Consider the following 21249-nt stretch of genomic DNA (forward strand, 5'->3'; position numbering starts at 1 on the left):
GAAGCTTGCTAGGTAAGGACCACGCCATCTGGAGGGTCCTATGCGTCGCTCGTTTCTGAAAACCGCTTTCGTGCTTGCCATCCTGCCCGCCCTGCACGGTGCCGCCTGGGCGCAAGGCACGCTGCGGATCGGAATGACGGCCTCCGACATCCCGCTCACCACTGGCCAGACCGACAATGGCGGCGAGGGCATGCGCTTCATGGGCTATACGGTCTATGACGCGCTGATCAACTGGGACCTCTCGAGCGCGACCAAGCCCTCCGACCTCGTGCCCGGCCTGGCCCTGAGCTGGGGGCTCGACCCGGCTGATGCGGCCAAGACCAAATGGGTCTTCAAGCTCCGCCCCGACGTCAAGTTCCATGACGGCTCGGCCTTCACGGCCGACTCCGTGGTCTGGAACCTCGACAAGCTCCTGAAGAACGACGCGCCGCAATTCGACCAGCGTCAGTCGGCGCAGGGCAAGTCGCGCATTCCCGCGGTCGCCTCCTATCGCGCCGTCGACCCGATGACGCTGGAGATCGTCACCAAGTCGCCGGACGCGACGCTGCCCTACCAGCTCGCATGGATCCTGATGTCCTCGCCGGCCAATTGGGAGAAGCAGGGCAAGAGCTGGGACAACGTCGCCAAGGCGCCCTCCGGCACAGGGCCGTGGAAACTGACCAGCTTCGTGCCACGCGAGCGCGCCGAGATGGTCCCCAATCCCGATTACTGGGACAAGCCGCGGGTGCCCAAGCTCGACAAGCTCGTGCTGATCCCGCTGCCCGAGGCCAACGCCCGCGTCGCCGCCCTGCGCTCCGGCCAGGTCGACTGGATCGAGGCTCCCGCTCCCGACGCTGCCAAGTCGCTGACCGATGCCGGTTTCAAGATCGTCATGAATGCCTACCCGCATAACTGGACCTGGCATCTCTCGCGGGTCGAGGGCTCGCCCTGGAACGACATCCGCATCCGCAAGGCCGCCAACCTCGCCGTCGACCGCGACGGCATGAAGGAGCTGCTGGCGGGGATGATGATCCCGGCCGAGGGCTTCTACCCGCCCGGCCACCAATGGTTCGGCAAGCCCAAGTTCAAGCTCGAATACAAGCCGGAAGAGGCCAAGAAGCTGATGAAGGAAGCCGGCTATACGCCGGAGAAGCCGCTCGTCACCAAAATCCTGATCTCGCCCTCCGGCTCCGGCCAGATGCAGCCGCTGCCGATGAACGAGCTGGTGCAGCAGAACCTCGCCGATATCGGCATCAAGATCGACTTCGAGGTGGTCGAGTGGAACCAGCTCATCAACATCTGGCGGGCCGGCGCCAAGGACCCGAGCGCGCGCGGCGCCACCGGCATGAACTACACCTACTTCATCCAGGACCCGTTCACCGGCTTCATCCGCCACCTGCAATGCGATCTCGCGCCGCCGGCCGGCACCAACTGGGGCTATTACTGCGATCCGGAGATGGACAAGCTCTTCGGCGAGGTCCGCAACACTTTCGATCCGAAGGCGCAGACCGCCATCCTTGAGAAGATCCACGAGAAATACGTCGACGACGCGCTCTTCCTGATGGTGACGCATGACGTCAACCCGCGCGCCATGAGCGCCAAGGTGAAGGGCTTCGTCCAGGCCCAGAACTGGTTCCAGGACTTCTCGCCGATCTCGATGGACAAGTGAGAGAGCAGTAGCGCGGCCGCTTTCGCGGCTGCGCCTTCCCTCCGGAGGCTCACCCTTGCTTCTCTACGCTCTGCAGCGCCTCGTTTACGTCCTGCCGGTCGCGTTCGGCGTCAGCATCGTCTGCTTCATGCTCGTGCATCTGGCGCCGGGCGATCCGCTGACCGCGATCATGCCGATCGACGCCACGGCCGCGCAGCAGGCCGAGATGCGCGCCGCCTACGGCTTCGACAAGCCGCTGCCGGTGCAGTACGGGCTCTGGCTCTGGAAGGTCTTCCATGGTGATCTCGGCAACTCGATCGCGTCCGGCCGCCCCGTCGTCTCCGAGGTCGGCCGCGCCGTCGGCAACTCGCTGATCCTGGCCTCGCTGGCGACGCTGATCGGCTTCGGCTTCGGCACCTTCTTCGGCTTCGTCGCCGGCTATTTCCGCGGCAGCCTGCTCGACCGGCTCGCCTCTCTCGTCTCGATCCTCGGCGTCAGCGTGCCGCATTACTGGCTCGGCATGGTGATGGTGATCGTCTTCTCGGCGCTGCTCGGCTGGCTGCCCTCGACCGGGGCGGGGCCGGGCGGCTCGGGCGCATGGCGGCCCGATCTTGAGCATCTGCGCTACATCATCCTGCCGGCGATCACGATGTCGGCGATCCCGATGGGCATCATCTCGCGCACGGTGCGCGCGCTCGTCGCCGACATCCTCTCGCAGGAATTCGTCCAGGCGCTCCGGGCCAAGGGCATGGGCGAGTGGGACGTGTTCAAGCACGTCGTGCGCAACGCCGCGCCGACCGCTCTCGCCGTGATGGGTCTCCAGCTCGGCTACCTCTTGGGCGGCTCGATCCTGATCGAGACCGTGTTCGCCTGGCCCGGCACCGGCTTCCTGCTCAACACCGCGATCTTCCAGCGCGACCTGCCGCTCTTGCAGGGCACCATCCTCGTGCTGGCGCTGTTCTTCGTCGGCCTCAACCTCATCGTCGACGTGCTCCAGACCACGCTCGACCCGCGCATCCAGCGAGGCTGACGGAATGACCGCTATCGACGCCGGAGCGATCGTCGTTGTCACGCCCGTCAGGAGCGAGGGCTACTGGACGAGCGTGCGCCGCCGGCTGGTGCGCGATCCCGTCGCGATGTTCGCGCTCGCCGTCATCCTGCTGATCGTGCTCGCCGCGATCTTCGCGCCCTATATCGCGCCCGCCGACCCGTTCCGCGGCTCGATGGTGCGGCGTCTCCGCCCGATCGGCACGCCGGGCTACCCTCTCGGCACCGACGAGCTCGGCCGCGACCTCCTTACCCGCCTGATCTATGGCGGAAGGCTTTCGCTCTTCATGGGCGTGACGCCGGTCATCTTCGCCTTCGTCGTCGGCTCCAGCATCGGCATCTTCGCGGCCTATGTCGGCGGCTGGGTCAATACGGTGGTGATGCGCGTCATCGACGTGTTCTTCGCCTTCCCCTCGGTGCTGCTGGCGATTGCGCTCTCCGGCGCGCTCGGCGCCGGCATCCTCAACTCGATCGTCTCGCTCACCGTGGTCTTCGTGCCGCAGATCGCGCGCATCGCGGAATCGGTCACGACCCAGACCCGCAACCGCGACTTCGTCGAGGCCGCGCGCATCTCCGGCGCGAGCACCCTGACCATCGTGCGGGTGCATGTACTCGGCAACGTGCTCGGGCCAATCTTCGTCTACTCGACCAGCCTGATCAGCGTCTCGATGATCCTCTCCTCCGGCCTGTCCTTCCTCGGCCTCGGCGTGAAGCCGCCCGAGCCGGAATGGGGCCTGATGCTCAACACCTTGCGCACCGCGATCTATTCGCAGCCGCTGGTCGCGGCCCTGCCGGGCGCGATGATCTTCATCACCTCGATCTCGTTCAACCTGTTCTCGGATGGCTTGCGCGGCGCGATGGAGGTGCGGCAATGAGCGCGGTCGCGAACGACCCGCGCGATCGCGGCGGCGCCGGCACGCCGTTGCTTGATGTGCGCGGGCTGGTCAAGCATTTCGGCGGCAAAGGCGGGCTGTTCGGCCGCACTGGCAGCGTCGTCCGCGCCGTCGATGGCATCGACTTCTCCGTCGCCAAGGGCGAGACGCTTGGCATCGTCGGCGAATCCGGCTGCGGCAAGTCGACCACGGCCCGGCTGGTCATGCAGATCATCAAGCCCGACGCCGGCGACATCCTGTTCGACGGCGAGGCGGTCGGCTCGGCCGCGCTCGACCTGAAAGCCTTCCGCCGCCAGGTCCAGATGGTCTTCCAGGACAGCTACGCCTCGCTCAATCCGCGTCTGACCGTCGAGGACACCGTCGCCTTCGGCCCGCGCATCCACGGCGCCTCGGCGGCCGCCTCGATCGCCACGGCGCATGACCTGCTCCACCGCGTCGGGCTGGAGCCGCGCCGCTTTGCCGGGCGCTATCCGCACGAGATCTCCGGCGGCCAGCGCCAGCGCGTCAACATCGCCCGCGCGCTCTCGCTCGAGCCGCGCCTGCTCATCCTCGACGAGGCTGTCTCGGCGCTCGACAAGTCGGTCGAGGCGCAGGTGCTCAACCTGCTGCTCGACCTCAAGCGCGATTTCGGCCTAACCTACATGTTCATCACCCACGACCTCAACGTCGTGCGCTTCATGTCGGACCGGATCATGGTGATGTATCTCGGCAAGGTCGCCGAGGTCGGGCCGTCCGAGCCGATCTTCGAAAAGCCGGGCCACCCCTATACTGCGGCGCTGCTCTCCTCGATGCCGTCGATGGACCCGGACAACCTCACGCAGGAAGCGCCGCTGACCGGCGACCCGCCGAACCCGATCAACCCGCCGAGCGGCTGCCGCTTCCATCCGCGCTGCAAGATGGCCTCGACCCTGTGCAGCCATGCCGAGCCCGAATTGGCGGAGGCCAGCCCGCTTCACCTTGCGGCCTGCCATCTCGTCGATCCGCAATCCGGCCATCCGAGGTTAGCTGCGGCATGAACAGCACATCGGCTCCCATCGTCGAGGCCAGGAACCTCACCGTCGATTTCGCGGCCGGCCGCGGCATGATCCGCGCCGTCTGCGGCGTCGACCTCTCGCTGAAGCCGGGCGAGACCCTGGCCCTGCTCGGCGAATCCGGCTCCGGCAAGAGCGTCACCCTGCGCGCGCTGATGCGGCTGCACCCCAAGTCCGCGAAGATCGGCGGCACCATTCAGGTTGACGGCGAGGACGTGCTGGCGCTCTCGCCCTCGGCGTTGCGGGCCTATCGCGGCAAGACCGTCTCGATGATCTTCCAGGATCCCGGCCTCGCCTTCGACCCGGTCTACCGCATCGGTGACCAGATCGCCGAGACGGTGATGCGCCACGAGGGCGTCTCGCGGGCGGAGGGCCGCAAGCGCGGGCTCGAATTGTTCGAGCGCGTCCGCATCCCCTCGCCGGAGCGCCGGCTCGACAATTTCCCGCACGAGATGTCCGGCGGCATGCGCCAGCGCGCCATGATCGCGCTCGCGCTCGCCTGTCGGCCCAAGGTCCTGCTGGCGGACGAGCCGACGACTGCGCTCGACGCCACCGTGCAGATCCAGGTCCTCCTGCTCCTGCGCGAATTGCAGCGCGAGTTCGGCCTCGCCATCGTCTTCGTCACCCATGACATCGGCGTCGCCGTCGAGATCGCCGACCGGATCGCGGTGATGTATGCCGGCCGCATCGTCGAGAGCGGCGCCTGCCGGGACGTCATCCGCAACCCCTCGCACCCCTATACGCGCGGCCTGCTCGCCTCCCGCGCCCATGGCACACTCGGCAAGGACGAGCGGCTTCACGCCATTCCCGGCTCGCCGCCCGACCTTTCCGCCCCACCGCCCGGCTGCGCCTTCGGCCCGCGCTGCGACAACTTCATCGAGACCTGCGCGGCCGACGTGCCGCCCGAGGTCACGGTCACGACCGGACACATGGCGCGCTGCTTCCGCCTCGGTGCTTTGGCAGAGCAGGCCGAGCCACTCGCGGCTGAATAGGCTCGGCTGGGACGTTCCAAACTTCTCCGCGTCATCCCGGACAAGCGGCCTATTCCCGTCATGGTCGGCCTTGTGCCGACCATCCATGTCTTCGGTCCTTCCGGGTGGCGTTCAAGACGTGGATGCTCGGCACAAGCCCGAGCATGACGGAGAGGGCGGTGCCTTGCGATGGATCCTGGAATTCCGCTGCGCTTCATCCGGGATGACGGCGAACGTTTGCGCGTCCTATCCCCGCATCGCTTCGAACAGCTCCGCCTCCTCGCGCAACCAGGTAACCAGCGCATCGAAACCTGGCCGGTGCTCCGTCGCCACGCTCAGCGTCAGCCAGCAGCCGGCGCCGCTCTCGAAGCCGAGCCCGAGCGGATTGACCAGCGCGCCCGAGGCCAGTTCCTCCGCCACGAAGCAGCGCGGTGTCAGCGCGACGCCGAGCCCCGCGACCGCCGCCCGGATGATCACCGAGTAATAGCCGTAGCGCACGGTATGGGCCGGCACCGCGCCGCGCAGGCCGTGCGTCTCGGTGAACTCGGCCCAGAAGGCGGGCATCTGGAAATGCTGCAGCAGGGTCATCTTCTGGATGTCGGCGGCGCGCGCGAACCCGCCCATGCGCTCGAGCAAAGATGGAGCCGCCACCAGCGCGACCTGCTTGCCGAACAGGTAGTGCGCCTCGCGCTCCGGCCACGGCCCGGTGCCGTGGACGATGTCGATATCCGGCTCCTCGGTCTCGTTCTCGCTGACGAAGTTGGTGAACTGCACGTCGATCTCCGGATGCGCCTGCGCGAAGGCTGGAAACCGCTCCATCAGCCAGCGCTCGCCGACGATGGCGAGCATGTGCAGCCGGATCGGCCGACCCAGTGCCGCCCGCTCGGCCAGGCGGCGCGCGCCGCGCTCCATCTGCTCGATCGCCGCATCGGCATAGGGCCGGTAGATCAGCCCGGCCTCGGTCAGCTTCAGGCCCGAGGGACCGCGCTCGAACAGGGCCGTCGCCAGATGCTCTTCAAGGGTCTGGATCTGCTTGGAGACCGCGCTCTGCGTCAGGTTCACGGCCGTCGCCGCGCGTGCGGTCGAGCCATGCTCGGCGACGGCGAGGAAGACCCGAAGCGCCGTGGTCGATGGCGGGAGGCGGCTGCCGGCCAAATAGCTATTCCTTTTTCGACTACCCCTCGGAGATCGTTTCGTTTGCTGGCTCCCTGGTCAAGGGGCAGTGTTTCTCCAAACGATAATGGGGCGGCCTATGAACCAGACCACGCGCCTTTGGGGCGGCCGCTTCCGCAAGCCGCCGGACCCGCGGATGATGCGGCTGTCGAGCGCAGCCAGCGCCCATGCCCGTCTCGCGCCGCAGGACATCGCCGGCGGCAAGGCCCACGCTGCCGAGTTGCAGCGCGCCGGCCTGCTCTCGCAATCCGAGGCCGAGACCATCGTCGCGACGCTCGACGCCATCGCCAACGAGGTTGCCGCCGGCACGCTCCTGCCCAGCGCCGATGACGAGGACATCCACACCTTCGTCGAGCGCGTGCTGATCGCCCGCATCGGTGCGACCGGCGCCAAGCTGCGTGCCGGCCGCTCGCGCAACGACCAGGCCGCCAACAACCTCAAGCTCTATTTGCGCCAGCAGGCCCGCCCGCTCGGCGCGATGCTGGCCGAGCTGCTGGAGGCGATCGCCGCGCAATCCGAGGTGCATGCGGCTTCCGTCTGCCCCGGCTTCACCCATCTCCAGAGCGCTCAGCCGGTCACCTTCGGCCATTGGCTGATGGCGCATGGCCAGGTCCTCGCCCGTGATGCCGGCCGCCTGCAGGACTGGGAGAAGCGCTCGGGCCAATCGCCGCTCGGCGCCGCCGCGCTCGCCGGCTCGGCCATCGCTTTGACGCCGGAGCTGAGCGCCAAGGCGCTCGGCTATGACGGACCTTTCGAGAACTCGGTCGATGCCGTCGGCGCCCGCGACCATGTCGCCGAATTCCTCTTCGTTGCCGCCATGCTGCTGACCGACCTGTCGCGGTTGGCGGAGGAGGTCACGCTCTGGACCTCCCGGCAGTTCGGCTGGGTCACGCTCGACGACGCTTTCGCCACCGGCTCCTCGATCATGCCGCAGAAGAAGAACCCGGATATCGCCGAGATCTCCCGCGGTCGCGCCGCCCGCCTGACCGGCGACCTCGTCGCCATGCTGGGCGCGCTCAAGGGCCTGCCGCTCGCCTATAACCGCGACCTCGCCGAGGACAAGCGCGCCGCCTTCGATGCGGTCGACGTGCTCTCCGAGGTGCTGCCCGCCTTTGCCGGCCTGATCGCCAGCATGGAGCCCCATCCTGCAGTGATGCGCGCGCAGGCCGGCACCGGCTTTGCGCTCGCGACCGAAGTCGCCGACTATCTCGCCCGCAAGGGCGTGCCCTTCGCCGAGGCGCATGAGATCACCGGCGCCCTTGTCCGCTATTGCGAGGAAATGGGGCGCGACTTGGAAACCATCGATCCCATCGAATTGCGCGCGGTCGATCCGCGCCTCGACGAAGGCGTCAAGGCCTGCCTGACGCTCGATGCCGCGGTTGCCGCCCGCAGCGGCTTCGGCGGCACCGCGCCGGCCCGCGTCGTCGAGCAGATCGAGCGCTTCAATGCCTGGCTCGATGGTTTCAAGGCCTGGACCGGGGAGGGTGGGCGATGAGCGCGGTCACTCAAGCCGGGATCGGCCGCGACCTTGCCGGCGTCGCCGGCCTGCGCATCGTGCCCAAGCGCTTTTACGGGCGCTGGGTCGCGGCAGCGCTGATCCTGCTCGCGCTGGCCTGGGTGGTGAAGGCCTTCGCTCAGGGCCAGATCGCCTGGCCGGTCGTGGCGCAGTTCTTCACGGCGCCCGCCATCCTCGGCGGCCTCGTCAACACGGTGATCATGACGGTCTGCGCCATGGCGCTCGGCATCGTCCTCGGCGTCGTCTTCGCCATCATGTACATGTCGCCGAACCCGGTGCTGCGCGGCAGCGCGCTGTTCTACATCTGGTTCTTCCGCGGCACGCCGCTGCTGCTGCAATTGCTGCTCTGGTTCAACCTCGCGCTGGTCTTCCCGACCATCGGCATTCCCGGCGTCATGGAGTGGCGCACGATCGACATCATCGGCCCGTTCATGGCGACCCTGCTCGGGCTCGGCATGAACCAGGGCGCCTATACCGCCGAGGTGGTGCGCTCCGGCATCCTCTCGGTCGATGTCGGCCAGACCGAGGCGGCCAAGTCGATCGGCATGACCCGGCTGACGACGCTCCGTCGCATCGTGCTGCCGCAGGCGATGCGGGTCATCATTCCGCCGGTGGGCAACGAGGTGATCAGCATGGTCAAGCTGACCTCGATCGCCAGCGTGATCCAGTATTCCGAGATCCTGCGCAACGCGCAGACGGTCTACTACGCCAATGCCCGCGTCATCGAATTGCTGATCGTCTCGGCCGGCTGGTACCTGATCGTCGTCACCTTGCTCCAGATCGGCCAGTATTTCCTTGAGCGCTTCTTCTCGAAGGGCAGGGGTGAGCGCCGGGCCAAGCCGCAGATCGCCGAGGAGACCGGCGCATGATCAACGCCTCCGACAAGGACATCGTCGTCGCCGCCAACGTCACCAAGCAGTTCGGCAGCCTGAAGGCACTGAACGACGTCTCGCTGGCGATCCCGTTCGGCGCCGTGCAATGCATCATCGGCCCGTCCGGCTCCGGCAAGAGCACGCTGCTGCGCTGCATCAACCAGCTCGAGAAGATCGATGGCGGCGCGATCTGGGTCGATGGCGAGCTGATCGGCTATCGTCGCGTCGGCGATGAGCTGCATGAGCTCAGCGATGCCGAGATCGCGCGCCAGCGCCTGACCACAGGCATGGTCTTCCAGCGCTTCAACCTGTTCAACCACATGACCGTGCTGCAGAACATCATCGAGGGCCCGCTCACCGTGATGAAGCGGCCGCGCCGCGAGATCGTCGCCGAGGGCATGGCGCTGCTGGAGCGCGTCGGCCTGGCCGAGAAGCGCGATTCCTACCCGATCGAGCTCTCCGGCGGCCAGCAGCAGCGCATCGCCATCGCCCGCGCGCTCGCCATGAAGCCGAAGCTGATGCTGTTCGACGAGCCGACCTCGGCGCTCGATCCCGAACTCGTGGGCGAGGTGCTGGCGGTGATGCGCGACCTTGCCGCGAGCGGCATGACCATGATCGTCGTCACCCACGAGCTCGGCTTCGCCCGCGAGGTCGCGAGCGACGTCGTCTTCATGGACAAGGGCGAGATCGTCGAGCGGGGCGCGCCGGATGCCGTCCTGGTCGCGCCGCAGCACGCCCGCACCCGCGACTTCATCGCCGCCGTTTTGAAGTAGTTCCGCGTTTCATCTGGAGGAAACCACCATGCTTCGCCTGTCCCTCGCAGCTGCGCTGCTCGCGACCACCGCCCTTGCCGCACAGGCGCAAGCCGTGCCGGAGCGCATCAAGACAGCCGGCAAGATCGTCATCGCGACCCAGCCGAACTATCCGCCGATCGTCTTCAAGGACCCGGCCACCAACGTCATGGCCGGATTCGACGTCGAGCTTGGCGAGGCCATCGCCAAGGAGCTCGGCGTCAAGGTCGAGTGGCAGGAGACCGCCTTCGCCCAGATGCTGCCCTCGCTCCAGACCGGCCGCGTCGACATGGTCATGGCGGGGATGAGCGACCTGCCGGCCCGGCGCGAGACCGTCGATTTCGTCGACTACATGGTCTCGGGCGCGCAGTTCTACACGGTCACCGCCTTTGCCGGCTCGATCAAGACGCCCGACGACCTCTGCGGCAAGAGCGTCGGCGCCAGCCGCTCGACCAACTGGCCGAAGCAGATCGGCGAGTGGAGCGACGCCAACTGCGTCGCCAAGGGCAAGCCCGCGATCACCGTCGTCGGCACGGAAGGCTCGGTCGATGCCCGCACCCAGCTCAAGACGCAGCGCCTCCAGGGCGGCGTCCAGGGCAGCGAGACCATGACCCATTTCCAGAAGCTCGAGCCCAACACCTACATCCCGCTCGGCGAGCCCTTCACCCGCTCGCTCACCGGCATCCCGTTCCCGAAGACGGCCGAGGGCACGCAGCTGCGTGACGCGGTCAAGGGCGCGCTCGACCGGCTCCAGGCCAACGGCACCTATGACGCGATCGTCGCGAAATACGTCCAGCCGAGCAACGTGCTGAAGCCGGTCTCGCTCAACAAGGGCGAGTGAGTTCAAGGTCCCTCCTCGTCATGGTCGGCCTTGTGCCGACCATCCACGTCTTCGCCCATCGCGGGCGGCGTTCAAGACGTGGATGCTCGCGACAAGCCCGAGCATGACGGGAAACATCGCCATTCTTCCGGGCCGCGGCGCTGCCGCGGCCCTTTTCGTATCGGCATGCGTTGATGCGGGCCCGGGTACTCGCTCCAGTCGCTTGATTTGTCTCAGGGTTGCATCGCTGATGCCGGTGCTGGGGAGAGGAACGACTTGGTCCGGTTTCAGAAGAGCGCATGTCATCCGGGCCTGATCGGTTCCAGCGTCGGATCTCGGGCCGGCGCATGAAGACCGTCCTCGCCTGCGATCTCGGCGGTACGAGCTTTCGCGCCGCGCTCATCGACGAGGCCGGCGACACGCGTGCCGAGCGGATGATCCCCGGCCCTGTCTCGCAGGACAGGAACGGCGTGTCCGAGATCGATCCCGAGGCGTGGTGGGACAATCTCCACGCGGCGGCGGCAGCGCTCGCTCAGGCCGAGCCTGAGCTCTTCGCCACGGTGCAGGGCATCGCGATCTGCGGCGTGACCCGCACGCAGGTCTTCCTCGACGCGGCCGGCAAGTCCCTGCGGCCAGCGATGACCTGGAAGGACACGCGCTCAGAGGCCGTGGCCGCTCGGTTGAAGCAGGAGCTTCCCGCCGGCCATCCCGAACTCGCCAACGTCAACGCCTTCCACCCGCTGGCCCGCCTTGCCTGGCTGCGCGAGCATGAGGAGGCCAGCTTCCGCGCTCTCGCCTGCGTGCTGGAGCCGAAGGACTACCTCAACTTCCGCCTGACCGGGCAGCGCGCCAGCGACCCGGTCTCGATCGCCCGGCTGCTTGCCGCTGCCGCGCCCGTCGAGGGGCTCGATCTCCTGAGCGCGGTTGGCGCCTCACCCGGAATTCTCCCGCCCTTGCGCGAGCCCTGCGACCGGGTCGGCGCCGTCACTGCCGGTCTGCCAGCCCCGTTCGACAAGCTCGCCGGTATCCCCGTCTTCTGCTGCTCGAACGACACTTGGACCGCCGTGGTCGGCCTTGGCGCGCTGCGCGCCGGCTATGCCTATAACATCTCCGGCACGACCGAGGTGCTGGGCGCACTCAGCGAGAAGCCCGAGCAGGCCGAAGGCCTGATGACCGTCGACTGGCGCGGGCTCCACCAGCTCGGCGGCCCCAGCCAGAACGGTGCCGACACGGTGTCCTGGCTGCTCTCCCTGCTCGGCCGCTCTGGCGAGGATTCCGTCGGCAAGAGCATGGACGAGCTGCTCGCCGCCCCCCGGCACCCGCAACCGATCCTGTTCCTGCCTTACCTGCAGGGTGAGCGCGTGCCCTATTGGGACCCGAACCTGCGCGGCGCCTTCATCGGCCTCGGTCGCCAGCATGGCCCGACCGATCTCGCCTGGGCCGTGCTGGAGGGCGTCGCCTTCCTCAACCGCATCGTGCTGGGGCGGGCCGAGGCGGCGACCGGCCGGCGCGTCACCGAAATCCGCTTCGGCGGCGGCGCAGCGGCGAATGCGATCTGGCGCCAGGTCAAGGCTGACATTAGCGGCAGGCCCGTCGTGACCGGCGCCGCCAGGGAGCCCGGCGCGCTCGGCGCGGCCATCGTCGCCTGGACCGGGCTCGGCCGCTTCGCCTCGCTGGCTGAGGCGCAGGAGCAACTGGTCGACGTCGCCGCCCGCCACGAGCCCGATCCGGCTCGCGCCGCATTCTACGACAAGCTGCTGACCCTTTATCGTCAATCGGAAGCGGCGCTGGCACCGATCTCGCACGCGCTCGTCGCGCTCTCCCGAGAGACCTGAACCCATGTCCGACGCTCCCGTCACCCTGATCACCGGCGCCTCGGGCGGCATTGGCGGCGCGCTCTCGCGCCTGCTCGCCGCCTCCGGCCATCGCCTCGTCCTGACCGGGCTCGAAGCCGAGCCGCTTGAGGCTCTCGCCGATGACATCGCGGCCGCGGGCGGCGAGGTCGCGACCCTCGCAGGCGACGTGCGCGAGCATGGGCTCGGCCAGGCCTGCGTCGACCTTGCGGTCGAGCGCTTCGGCCGGCTGGACAACCTGGTCAGCGGCGCCGGCGCCTCGCGGCCGGTCAAGCTCGTCGAGATGGAGGACGAGGAGTGGGACCGGCTCGTCGATCTCAACCTCTCCGCTGTGTTCCGCATCTCGAAGGCCGTGTCGCGCCGGCTGATCGCACAGGGCGAGGGCGGCGCCATCGTCCATATCTCCTCGATCGCCCACGCCAATGGCGGTGCAAATCTCGCCTATGGCTCGGCCAAAGGTGGCGTCGCCACGCTGACCTATGGCATGGCTCAGCAGCTCGGCCCGCACGGGATCCGGGTCAACGCCGTGGCGCCGGGCATCATCGACACCCCGATGGTGCGCGGCGGCTTCGCCCAGCAGTTCAACGCCCTCGTCGCCGGCGCGGCAATCCGCACGCCGCTCGGCCGGCTGGGCCGGCCCGAGGATGTCGCCGCCGTGATCGCCTTCCTGCTCTCGCCCGGCGCGGCCTTCGTCACCGGCGCGCTGATCCCGATCACCGGCGGCATCGAGATCCTGTCGCCGATCTCGACCATCGCCAGGGAGGGCTGAGGCCGATGCGCGAGGTCATCGGGCGCTACGGCACGGCCATCGCGGGGCTGGCGATCATCGTCTTCTTCGTGCTCTTCGCGCCGAATTTCGCGCTGCCGAACAATATGCTCAACGTGCTGAAGGAGACGAGCTTCCTCGCCATCCTGGCGCTCGGGTTCACCCTCGCCTTCACCGTGGCCGAGCTCGACCTCTCGATTGCCGAGGTCGCGAGCCTTGCTGCTGTGGTCGCGGGCTGGCTGATCCAGTCGCAGATGCATCCCGGCCTCGCCGTCGCCGGCGGGCTTGCGGTTGGCGCAGCGTTCGGCGCGGCCAATGGCTATGGCGTAACAGTGCTGCGCATCCCCTCGCTGATCATGACGCTGGGCACGGCGGCGATCGCCAAGGGCCTCGCCTTCATGCTCACCCAGGGCGTCGCCTTCATGGGGCGCTGGCCGGTCGGCTTCACCGGGCTGGCCCGCGGCACCGTCTTCGGCATTCCCAACCTCATCCTCTGGATGGCCGCCGTCACGCTCTTCGCTTACGGCCTGGTCAAATGGACCCGCACCGGCGCCCACATGGTCGCGACGGGCGAGGCCGACGAGGCGGCGCGGCTCGCCGGCATCGCCACAGGGCGGATGAAGCGCATCGGCATGCTGCTGACCGGGCTCTGCGCCGGCATCACCGCCGTGCTGCTCGCCGCCAGCCTGTCCTCGGCCGCGCCCAACATGGCCGGCGACTACCTGCTCTACGCCATCGCCGCCGTGCTGCTCGGCATGACCATGTTCGAACCCGGCAAGCCCAACATTCCCGGCACGGTCTTTGCGGCGCTGGTGCTGAAGGTTCTGGGCAACGGCTTGGTGATGATGGGCGCGCCCTACTACGTGCAGGACATCGTTCTTGGTGCCATCATCATCGGCTCCGTGGCCTTCTCGGCCAGCGCGATGAAGACGGCGGCGTTCAAGGTTTGAGTTCCATAAGAGACGAGGGGAGAAGACCATGTTCGGATTGAGGAAATTGCTGATCTCGGCAGCGGCGCTGCTGGCGCTCGGCCAGGCGGCGCAGGCGTTCGAGCTCGGCGTCATCGGCTTCCAGTTCTCCTCGGAGACGCATGCCCGCGTCGCCAACGCCGCGGCCGCCGCCGCCAAGGCCAAGGGCTGGGGCGTGACGCTGCTCAACTCGGAGGGCTCGCTGCCCAAGCATGCCGAGCAGTTCGACGCGCTGATCGCCAAGAAGGTCGACGCCATCATCATCGCCATGGGCAAGCCGGTCGAGGCCGACGCCCAGTTCAAGGCGGCGAAGGACGCCAAGATCCCGGTCATCACCGTGCAGTCGGGTTCGAGCCCGCACGCGCTCTTCGACATCCAGACCAACGAGTACAAGGTCGGCGCCGAGGCCGCGCTCTATTTGCTCGGCCAGCTCGGCTACCAGGGCAACATCGTCACCGCCCGCTTCGACCTCAACGCCGCCTCGCGCATCCGCGGCAAGATCCTCGACGCGGTGCTCTCCGAGAACCAGGCGGTGAAGGAGCTCGGCAAGTTCTCGATGGGCCGCACCCAGAGCTGGCGCGACGACGTCCGCGCCGGCATGCAGGCGCTGCTCCTGCAGAACCAGGGCAAGATCAACGGCATTTGGGCCTCGTTCGACGGCCAGGCCTACATCATCGACGACCTGCTGCAGGCTCAGGGCGTGAAGAAGGGCCAGATCCCGCTGGTCTCGGTCGATGGCGGCAAGGAGAGCTACGAGCGCATCGCCGATCCGAACTCGACCTTCACCGCCACAGTTTCGGTCCCCTTCGAGGAGATGGGCAAGCAGGCAGTCGACGCGATCCAGACGATCGTCGTCGACAAGAAGCCGAAGGAGACCATCACCAGCGGCCCCTACCTCTTCACCGACGCGGTGCTGGTCGACAAGAACAACGTCCAGCAGTTCCTGAAGAAGTGAGCGTCGGGGCGAACCACTCACCGTCATGGTCGGCCTTGTGCCGACCATCCACGTCTTCGCTTCTCCTGGGTGGCGTTCAAGACGTGGATGCTCGCCACAAGGGCGAGCATGACGGAGTGCGCCGCGCTGTCGCGAACAGGTCCAAACCATGACCGAACCTGCCACCCCCATCCTCTCCCTGCGCGGCATCGGCAAGAGCTACGGCCCTGTCGTTGCCGTCAGGGAGGTCGATCTCGACATCCATGCCGGCGAGGTCGTCGCGATCTGCGGCGATAACGGCGCGGGCAAGTCGAGCCTGATCAAGGTGATCTCGGGCGCCGAGGAGCCGAGCTCGGGCACGATCAGCATGCGCGGCAAGCCGGTCGCCTTCGCCTCGCCGCATGACGCGCTGAGCCATGGCGTGGCGACGATCTACCAGGACCTGGCGCTGGCGCCGCGCCTCTCGATCTACCAGAACGTCTTCATGGGCTCGGAGCTGACACGGCCGGTGCTGCTGCCCTTCCTGCGCGTGCTCGACAAGGCGAAGATGATCGCGGAATCGCAGCGCTTCCTCGCGCAGCTCTCGGTCGCGATCACCGACATGACCCGTCCGGTCGAGCGGCTCTCCGGTGGTCAGCGCCAGGCCGTCGCGATCTCGCGCGCGCTGCGCTGGAACGCCGAGATCATCATCATGGACGAGCCCACGGCCGCGCTCGGCGTCAAGGAGACGGCGCTGGTGCTCGACCTCATCCGCAAGTTGAAGGCCGACGGCCACACCGTGCTGCTGATCAGCCACAACATGCGCGATGTCGTGGCGCTCGCCGACCGCGTCGTGATCATGGGCGCCGGCCGCAAATTCGTCGACCGGCCGATCGACGGTCTGACCGCCGACGATCTCAGCCACATGATCATGAGCGGCAACGCCCGCGCAGCCTAGAGACGCCATGCCGACACCTGTTATCATCGATACCGATCCCGGCCAGGACGACGCCGTCGCCATCCTGCTCGCGCTCGGCGCCAGTGACAGGCTCGACCTCGCCTGCATCACGACCGTCGCCGGCAACGTCCCGGTCGCGCTGACGACCGCGAACGCGCTGCGCATCTGCGACCTCGCCGGCCGCCCGGATGTTCCGGTCCATGCCGGCGCAGAGGTTCCGCTGCTGTTTCCGCTGGAGACCGCCGAGTTCGTCTCGGGGCCGGATGGTCTCGCTGGCGCCGACCTGCCGCCGCCTTCGCGTGGGCCGGCTGAAGGCCATGCCGTCGAGGCGCTCATCGCTCGGCTGCGCGCCGCACCCGAGCCGGTCACGCTGTGCCCGCTCGGCCCGCTGACCAATCTCGCGCTGGCGATCCGCGTCGCGCCCGACATCCTGCCGAAGATCGAGCGCATCGTGCTGATGGGCGGCGCGCTTGGCCTCGGCAACATGACGCCGGCGGCGGAGTTCAACCTCTATGTCGATCCGCACGCCGCCGCGATCGTCTTCGAGTGCGGCCGGCCGATCGTGATGTTCGGCCTCGGCGCCACGCTTCAGGCCATCGCGACCCACGAGCAGATCGCCGGCTTCGCCGCGCTCGGCAACGCGAGCGGCCGCGCCATCCACGGCATGCTGACCCGGCCTCGGCCGGGCGGGCTGGGCACGGCCGGCCACCCGATGCATGATCCCTGCGTCGTCGCCTTCCTGCTCTGGCCGGAGCTGTTCTCCGGCAAGGACTGCTTCGTCGAGATCGAGACCGGCCCCGGCTCGCTACGCGGCCGCAGCACCATCGACTGGAACGGCCGGCTCAAGCGCCCGGCCAACGCGCTCGTCATCGACAAGGTCGAGGCGCACGAACTGTTCGAGCGAATGACCAAGGTGATTGCGACGCTGCCCTGAGGCGGCGCGAGAGGATAGGCCATGACCCATTTCGTCGCTGAACTCGCGGGCGAGGCAGAAGCCGCTATTGCGCGCATGCAGGAGGCGGCGCTCGCCGCCCGCCATGCCCATGCAAGGGCCGAACTGATGCGGCACATGCTGACCACGGCTCGCAAGGTCAGGGACAAGCCGAAGCCGGAGGCGATCGAGACCGTCGTCCGCGAATGGATGGCGGCCTGGTATCTTGACCGGGCCGAGTGGCCGCATATCGCCCGCGAAATGGAGGCCTTCACCGCCGCCTTCCACGACTATGCCAACGACGCCTCCGACGCGAACGATGCGGCGCTGCGCGCGGCCTGCGCCGCGCTCGACGCCGTGCTCGCTCGCGAGGGCACGACGATCTCCGACCAGATGTCCTGGCGCTCGCAATGCGCCCATGGCTGGTGGGGGGCTGTCGCGCCGGTTCCCGCCGATCTGCCCGGCCGCAAGGAGCGCCCGATCGTGCCGAAGCTCAGTGAGGGTGAGCCGTTCTGGCAGGCCGGCTGCGCCGAGCTCTGCCGCTAAGCGGCCCGGGCGTAAGCCCGAGCCGCCCCGCCATGCGGCGGCCTCAGTGCTTGCTGACGACCACTTCGAGATACGCGCTCGGCACCACCATCGTGCCGTCGCCGGAGCGGTTGAACCGGGCGATCAGCGCCTTCAGGTCGCTTTCGAGTTCCGCTTGGCCCTGTGGCGCCAAGGCGGCGAAGGCCTTCAGGACCGGCCCGTAGAAGGTCCTGAAGACCTCCAGCCAATGCTCGGCCGAGCGGTAGCGGAAGGTGAAGTGGCGCTCGTGCGCCTCGATGCTCGCCTCCGGCCCCAACAGCCCGGCAAGATGCGCCTGCGTGCCCCAGAGCGCCGGCGAGCGCGCGCCGGCCGGCGGCGGCACGTGCTTGCCGATGGTCTTGAACAGCTGGCCGATGAAGCTCTCCGGCGTCCAGTTCGCCAGTCCGATCTTGCCGCCGCTCCGGCACACCCTCATCAGCTCGGCCGCGGCCTGCTCATGGTCGGGCGTGAACATCACGCCGAAGGTTGAGAGCACGACGTCGAAGCTGCTATCGTCGAAGGGCAGGTTCTCGGCATCGGCCTCGCGGAAGCTCATCGCCAGCCGCTCCGCCCCAGCCCGCACGCGGGCGCGGTCGAGCAGCGCGCCGACATAATCGGTCGCAGTGACGTCGCACCAGCGCCGCGCGGCGGCAAGACTGGCATTGCCGTTGCCGGCGGCGACATCGAGCACCGTCTGCCCGGCACGGATGTCGAGCGCCTCGCACAGGCTCTCGCCGACGATCTGCAAGGTGGTGCCGACGACCGCGTAGTCGCCCGACGACCAGGCGCCCTGCTGGCGGGCCTTGAGTGCGCCGAGGTCGACTGGCTGGGCGGCAGGCTTGATGGAGGCGGCAGCGGATGTGACCATGATCTCATTCCCTTTGCGTCAGTTCTGCTAACCAGGCGGCCAGCCGCATGCCTTGCGGCAGCGGCCTGGCCTCAGGTCACTTAGGGTGACCTCGACTTCGACTTTGGCGATCATTCGTGGGAGCGAGCGTGGGAGCTGGCGTGGAAACGCCCGTGGAATTGCAGCGGCCATGCCCGGCTGGCCGCGCACCTGCGCTCGAATTGCGCCTGCTCGGCCCGCTGGTGCTGAGCCGGGGCGGGACTCCCGTCGCGCTGCCGGCCTCGCGCAAGGTCCGGGCGCTGCTCGCCTATCTCGCGCTTGCCTCGCAGCCGGTGCCGCGCAGCCAGCTCTGCGACCTGTTCTGGGATGTCCCTGACGATCCGCGCGGCGAGCTGCGCTGGTGCCTGAGCAAGCTCCGGATCCTGCTCGACGAGCCCGGCCGGCAACGCGTGCTGACGCGGGGCGACGCGATCGGGCTCGATCTCTCCGATTGCGGGGTCGATGCCATCGCCGTCGCGAAGGCCGGCCGGGAGGGCTTCGTGGCGCTGGCGCCCGAGCGGCTGGAGGCCCTGGCCGCTCTGTTCGCCAGCGAGTTCCTCGAAGGCCTGGAGCTCGAGCGCTGCCCGGTCTTCGCCGGATGGCTGACCGCGCAGCGCCGGCGCTTCCGCGGCTGCCATGTCGCCTTGCTGGAACATCTCGCCAGGCGCACCGAATCCGATGGGTCCGGCTATCTGGAGCAATGGCTGGAGCTCGCTCCGTTCGACCTCGGCGCTCACGACCTGCTGCTGCGCGAATTCGCCAGGCGCGGCCAGATCCGCGAGGGCGATCAGCACCTCGCTGCCGCCGCCCGGCTGTTCCAGTCCGAGGAGCTCGATTGCGCGCCGCTCCGCGCCGCCTGGAGCCGGGCGAGAGCCGAGCGCGAAGCGCCATGCGAGCGATGCACTATCTCCGTCGGGCCAGAAGCAAGGCCCGGCCAGCCCGATGCCCCCTCAGCGTCCCGGCGTGCCTCGATCGCGGTGATGCCCTTCCTCGAACAGGGCGCGGCGGGCGATGGCGGCGGCCTCGGCGACATGCTCGCCCATGACGTGATCACGCGGCTCGCCAAGCTGCGCAGCCTGTTCATCATCGCCCAGGGCACGGTCTTCACCTTGCATGACCGGCGCATCGGCGCGGAGCAGGCCGGGCGGCTGCTCAATGTCGACTATGTCGTCGGCGGCTCGGTCCGGCGCTCCGGCAAGCGCCTCACGGTCGCGGTCGAGCTCTCCGAGACGCGCAACGCCCGCATCCTCTGGGCCGACACCCTCGATCACACGCTCGACGACGCCTTCCTCGTGCTCGACGAGATCGGCAACCGCATCGTCGCCTCCGCCGCCAGCGAGATCGAGACCAGCGAGCGCAACCGCGCCATCCTGAAGCCGCCCAACTCGCTCGACGCCTGGGAGGCGCATCATCGCGGCCTCTGGCACATGTACCGCTTCACCCCGGCCGACAACGCCCAGGCCCGGCATTTCTTCGAGCGGGCGGTGCGGCTCGACCCGACCTTCGCCCGCGCCCATGCCGGCCTGTCCTTCACCCATTTCCAGAGCGCCTTCCAGGGCTGGGAGCCGCGCGAGCAGCAGGCCGACCGCGCCTTCGAGGCCGCCGGCCAGAGCCTGCTGGTCGATGACCGCGATCCCGCCGCGCATTGGGCGATGGGCAGGGCGCTCTGGCTGCGCAACCAGCACGACCAGTCCATCGCCGAGCTGGAGCAGGCGATCGGGCTCAGCCCCAACTTCGCCCAGGGCCATTATGCGCTCGCCTTCGTCCATTCGCAGGGCGGCGACGCCTCGATCGCCGTTTCCTCCGCCGACCATTCCCGCCAGCTCAGCCCGTTCGACCCGATGCTCTTCGCCATGTTCGGCGCGCGCGCCATGGCGCTGGCGCGGCTCGGCCGCTTCGCCGAGGCCGCAGAATGGAGCCTGAGGGCCGCGGCCCGCCCGAACGCCCATGCGCAGATCATGGCGATCGCCGCCTATTGCCTGGCGCTTGCCGGAAGGCTCAATGAGGCCCGCGATTACCTCGCCGCGATCCACCGCAGCCTGCCGCAATACGGCATCGAGGATTTCCTCACCGCGATGCGTTTCACGCCGGACGGCGAGCGCCTGTTCCGCGAGAGCGCGCGGCGGGTGGGAGGCGCCTGACCGGCAGGAATATGCGGAAGGGCATGCGACGTTTTGTCGTCGTGTATGCATACAATATTGACATTGTCTGCATCAGGGATCATGTGAAGCGCACGCCGATGGTTCGGCGGTTTCGCAGGAGTTCATCATGCCCTCCGACCAATGGCCCCCGCTCTCCCCGATGCAGACCGGCCTGCGCGGCCGCTGCCCACGCTGCGGCCAGGGGCATCTCTTCGACGGCTTCCTCAAGCTGCGGCCGAAATGCGAGGTTTGCGGGCTCGACTATTCCTTCGCTGATCCGGCCGATGGCCCGGCCTTCTTCGTGATGATGTTCGTCTGCATCCCGGCCGTCGCCTTCGCGCTCTGGCTCGAGATCGCCTATCAGCCGCCCTTCTGGATCCATCTGGTCACGACGCTGCCGCTCGTCCTGCTGACCTGCATCCCGCCCCTGCAGCCGCTGAAGGGCTGGCTCGTCGCCTCGCAATTCTTCTACAAGGCTGAGGAAGGGCGCCTCGCCCGGCCGAAGGAGGCGGACAAGTCCGCCTGATC

20 protein-coding genes are annotated in these 21249 nt (G+C 68.2%); 18 read left to right on the forward strand and 2 right to left on the reverse strand.

The window, feature by feature from the left end; all coding sequences use genetic code 11:
* Positions 1-40: 40 nt before the first annotated feature.
* From DWF00_RS23240 to DWF00_RS23260, 5 genes are read left to right on the forward strand one after another with little or no spacing between them, the layout of a single operon-like run.
* Positions 41-1648, forward strand: a complete 1608-nt coding sequence (locus DWF00_RS23240) for an ABC transporter substrate-binding protein (protein ID WP_114831118.1) — start codon at positions 41-43, stop codon at positions 1646-1648.
* Between the two features lie 55 nt (positions 1649-1703).
* A complete protein-coding gene (locus tag DWF00_RS23245; RefSeq protein ID WP_114831117.1) occupies positions 1704-2657 on the forward strand; it encodes an ABC transporter permease in 954 nt (317 codons plus the stop codon).
* A 4-nt stretch (positions 2658-2661) separates the two neighbouring features.
* Positions 2662-3549, forward strand: coding sequence for an ABC transporter permease (locus tag DWF00_RS23250; RefSeq protein ID WP_114831116.1), 888 nt, complete (start codon positions 2662-2664; stop codon positions 3547-3549).
* Entirely contained in the window at positions 3546-4583 is a 1038-nt protein-coding gene (locus DWF00_RS23255) for an ABC transporter ATP-binding protein (protein WP_114831115.1), read from the forward strand. The genes DWF00_RS23250 and DWF00_RS23255 overlap by 4 nt, the downstream gene beginning before the upstream one ends.
* A complete protein-coding gene (locus tag DWF00_RS23260; protein WP_114831114.1) occupies positions 4580-5590 on the forward strand; it encodes an ABC transporter ATP-binding protein in 1011 nt (336 codons plus the stop codon). The genes DWF00_RS23255 and DWF00_RS23260 overlap by 4 nt, the downstream gene beginning before the upstream one ends.
* 225 nt (positions 5591-5815) lie before the next feature.
* Here the strand turns inward: DWF00_RS23260 and DWF00_RS23265 are convergent, their stop codons facing one another.
* Complete coding sequence (locus tag DWF00_RS23265; RefSeq protein ID WP_114831113.1) at positions 5816-6724, reverse strand: LysR family transcriptional regulator; 909 nt, start codon at positions 6722-6724, stop codon at positions 5816-5818.
* A 97-nt stretch (positions 6725-6821) separates the two neighbouring features.
* Between DWF00_RS23265 and argH the strand changes: the two genes are divergently transcribed.
* From argH to DWF00_RS23320, 11 genes are all read left to right on the forward strand, one after another.
* The gene (gene argH, locus DWF00_RS23270; protein ID WP_114831112.1) at positions 6822-8237 is read left to right on the forward strand and encodes an argininosuccinate lyase; all 1416 of its coding nucleotides are present in this window, start codon (positions 6822-6824) and stop codon (positions 8235-8237) included.
* Positions 8234-9127 carry an amino acid ABC transporter permease gene (locus tag DWF00_RS23275; RefSeq protein ID WP_114831111.1) on the forward strand — a complete coding sequence of 298 codons (894 nt, stop codon included), beginning with the start codon at positions 8234-8236 and terminating at the stop codon, positions 9125-9127. The genes argH and DWF00_RS23275 overlap by 4 nt, the downstream gene beginning before the upstream one ends.
* Entirely contained in the window at positions 9124-9903 is a 780-nt protein-coding gene (locus DWF00_RS23280) for an amino acid ABC transporter ATP-binding protein (protein WP_114831110.1), read from the forward strand. The genes DWF00_RS23275 and DWF00_RS23280 overlap by 4 nt, the downstream gene beginning before the upstream one ends.
* A gap of 28 nt (positions 9904-9931) precedes the next feature.
* The gene (locus DWF00_RS23285; protein ID WP_114831109.1) at positions 9932-10762 is read left to right on the forward strand and encodes an ABC transporter substrate-binding protein; all 831 of its coding nucleotides are present in this window, start codon (positions 9932-9934) and stop codon (positions 10760-10762) included.
* A 326-nt stretch (positions 10763-11088) separates the two neighbouring features.
* The gene (locus DWF00_RS23290) at positions 11089-12576 is read left to right on the forward strand and encodes a xylulokinase (RefSeq protein WP_114831108.1); all 1488 of its coding nucleotides are present in this window, start codon (positions 11089-11091) and stop codon (positions 12574-12576) included.
* 4 nt (positions 12577-12580) lie between these two features.
* Complete coding sequence (locus DWF00_RS23295; protein ID WP_114831107.1) at positions 12581-13363, forward strand: SDR family NAD(P)-dependent oxidoreductase; 783 nt, start codon at positions 12581-12583, stop codon at positions 13361-13363.
* Positions 13364-13368: 5 nt separating this feature from the next.
* Positions 13369-14310, forward strand: a complete 942-nt coding sequence (locus DWF00_RS23300; RefSeq protein WP_114831106.1) for an ABC transporter permease — start codon at positions 13369-13371, stop codon at positions 14308-14310.
* 28 nt (positions 14311-14338) lie between these two features.
* Complete coding sequence (locus DWF00_RS23305; RefSeq protein WP_114831105.1) at positions 14339-15283, forward strand: sugar ABC transporter substrate-binding protein; 945 nt, start codon at positions 14339-14341, stop codon at positions 15281-15283.
* 148 nt (positions 15284-15431) lie between these two features.
* Positions 15432-16199, forward strand: a complete 768-nt coding sequence (locus DWF00_RS23310) for an ATP-binding cassette domain-containing protein (RefSeq protein ID WP_114831104.1) — start codon at positions 15432-15434, stop codon at positions 16197-16199.
* Positions 16200-16206: 7 nt separating this feature from the next.
* The gene (locus DWF00_RS23315) at positions 16207-17133 is read left to right on the forward strand and encodes a nucleoside hydrolase (protein ID WP_114831103.1); all 927 of its coding nucleotides are present in this window, start codon (positions 16207-16209) and stop codon (positions 17131-17133) included.
* Positions 17134-17154: 21 nt separating this feature from the next.
* Positions 17155-17676, forward strand: a complete 522-nt coding sequence (locus DWF00_RS23320) for a hypothetical protein (protein WP_114831102.1) — start codon at positions 17155-17157, stop codon at positions 17674-17676.
* Positions 17677-17719: 43 nt separating this feature from the next.
* Here DWF00_RS23320 and DWF00_RS23325 read toward each other — a convergent pair whose 3' ends face one another.
* On the reverse strand, positions 17720-18562 hold the full coding sequence (locus tag DWF00_RS23325) for a class I SAM-dependent methyltransferase (protein WP_114831101.1): 843 nt from the start codon (positions 18560-18562) through the stop codon (positions 17720-17722).
* Positions 18563-18702: 140 nt separating this feature from the next.
* Here DWF00_RS23325 and DWF00_RS23330 point away from each other — a divergent pair, with 140 nt between their 5' ends.
* A complete protein-coding gene (locus DWF00_RS23330; RefSeq protein ID WP_245974242.1) occupies positions 18703-20721 on the forward strand; it encodes a tetratricopeptide repeat protein in 2019 nt (672 codons plus the stop codon).
* Positions 20722-20848: 127 nt separating this feature from the next.
* The gene (locus DWF00_RS23335; RefSeq protein WP_114831099.1) at positions 20849-21247 is read left to right on the forward strand and encodes a DUF983 domain-containing protein; all 399 of its coding nucleotides are present in this window, start codon (positions 20849-20851) and stop codon (positions 21245-21247) included.
* Positions 21248-21249 lie beyond the last annotated feature (2 nt).

This window comes from Allobosea caraganae (genome assembly GCF_003351345.1).
GTDB classification, from domain to species: domain Bacteria; phylum Pseudomonadota; class Alphaproteobacteria; order Rhizobiales; family Beijerinckiaceae; genus Allobosea; species Allobosea caraganae.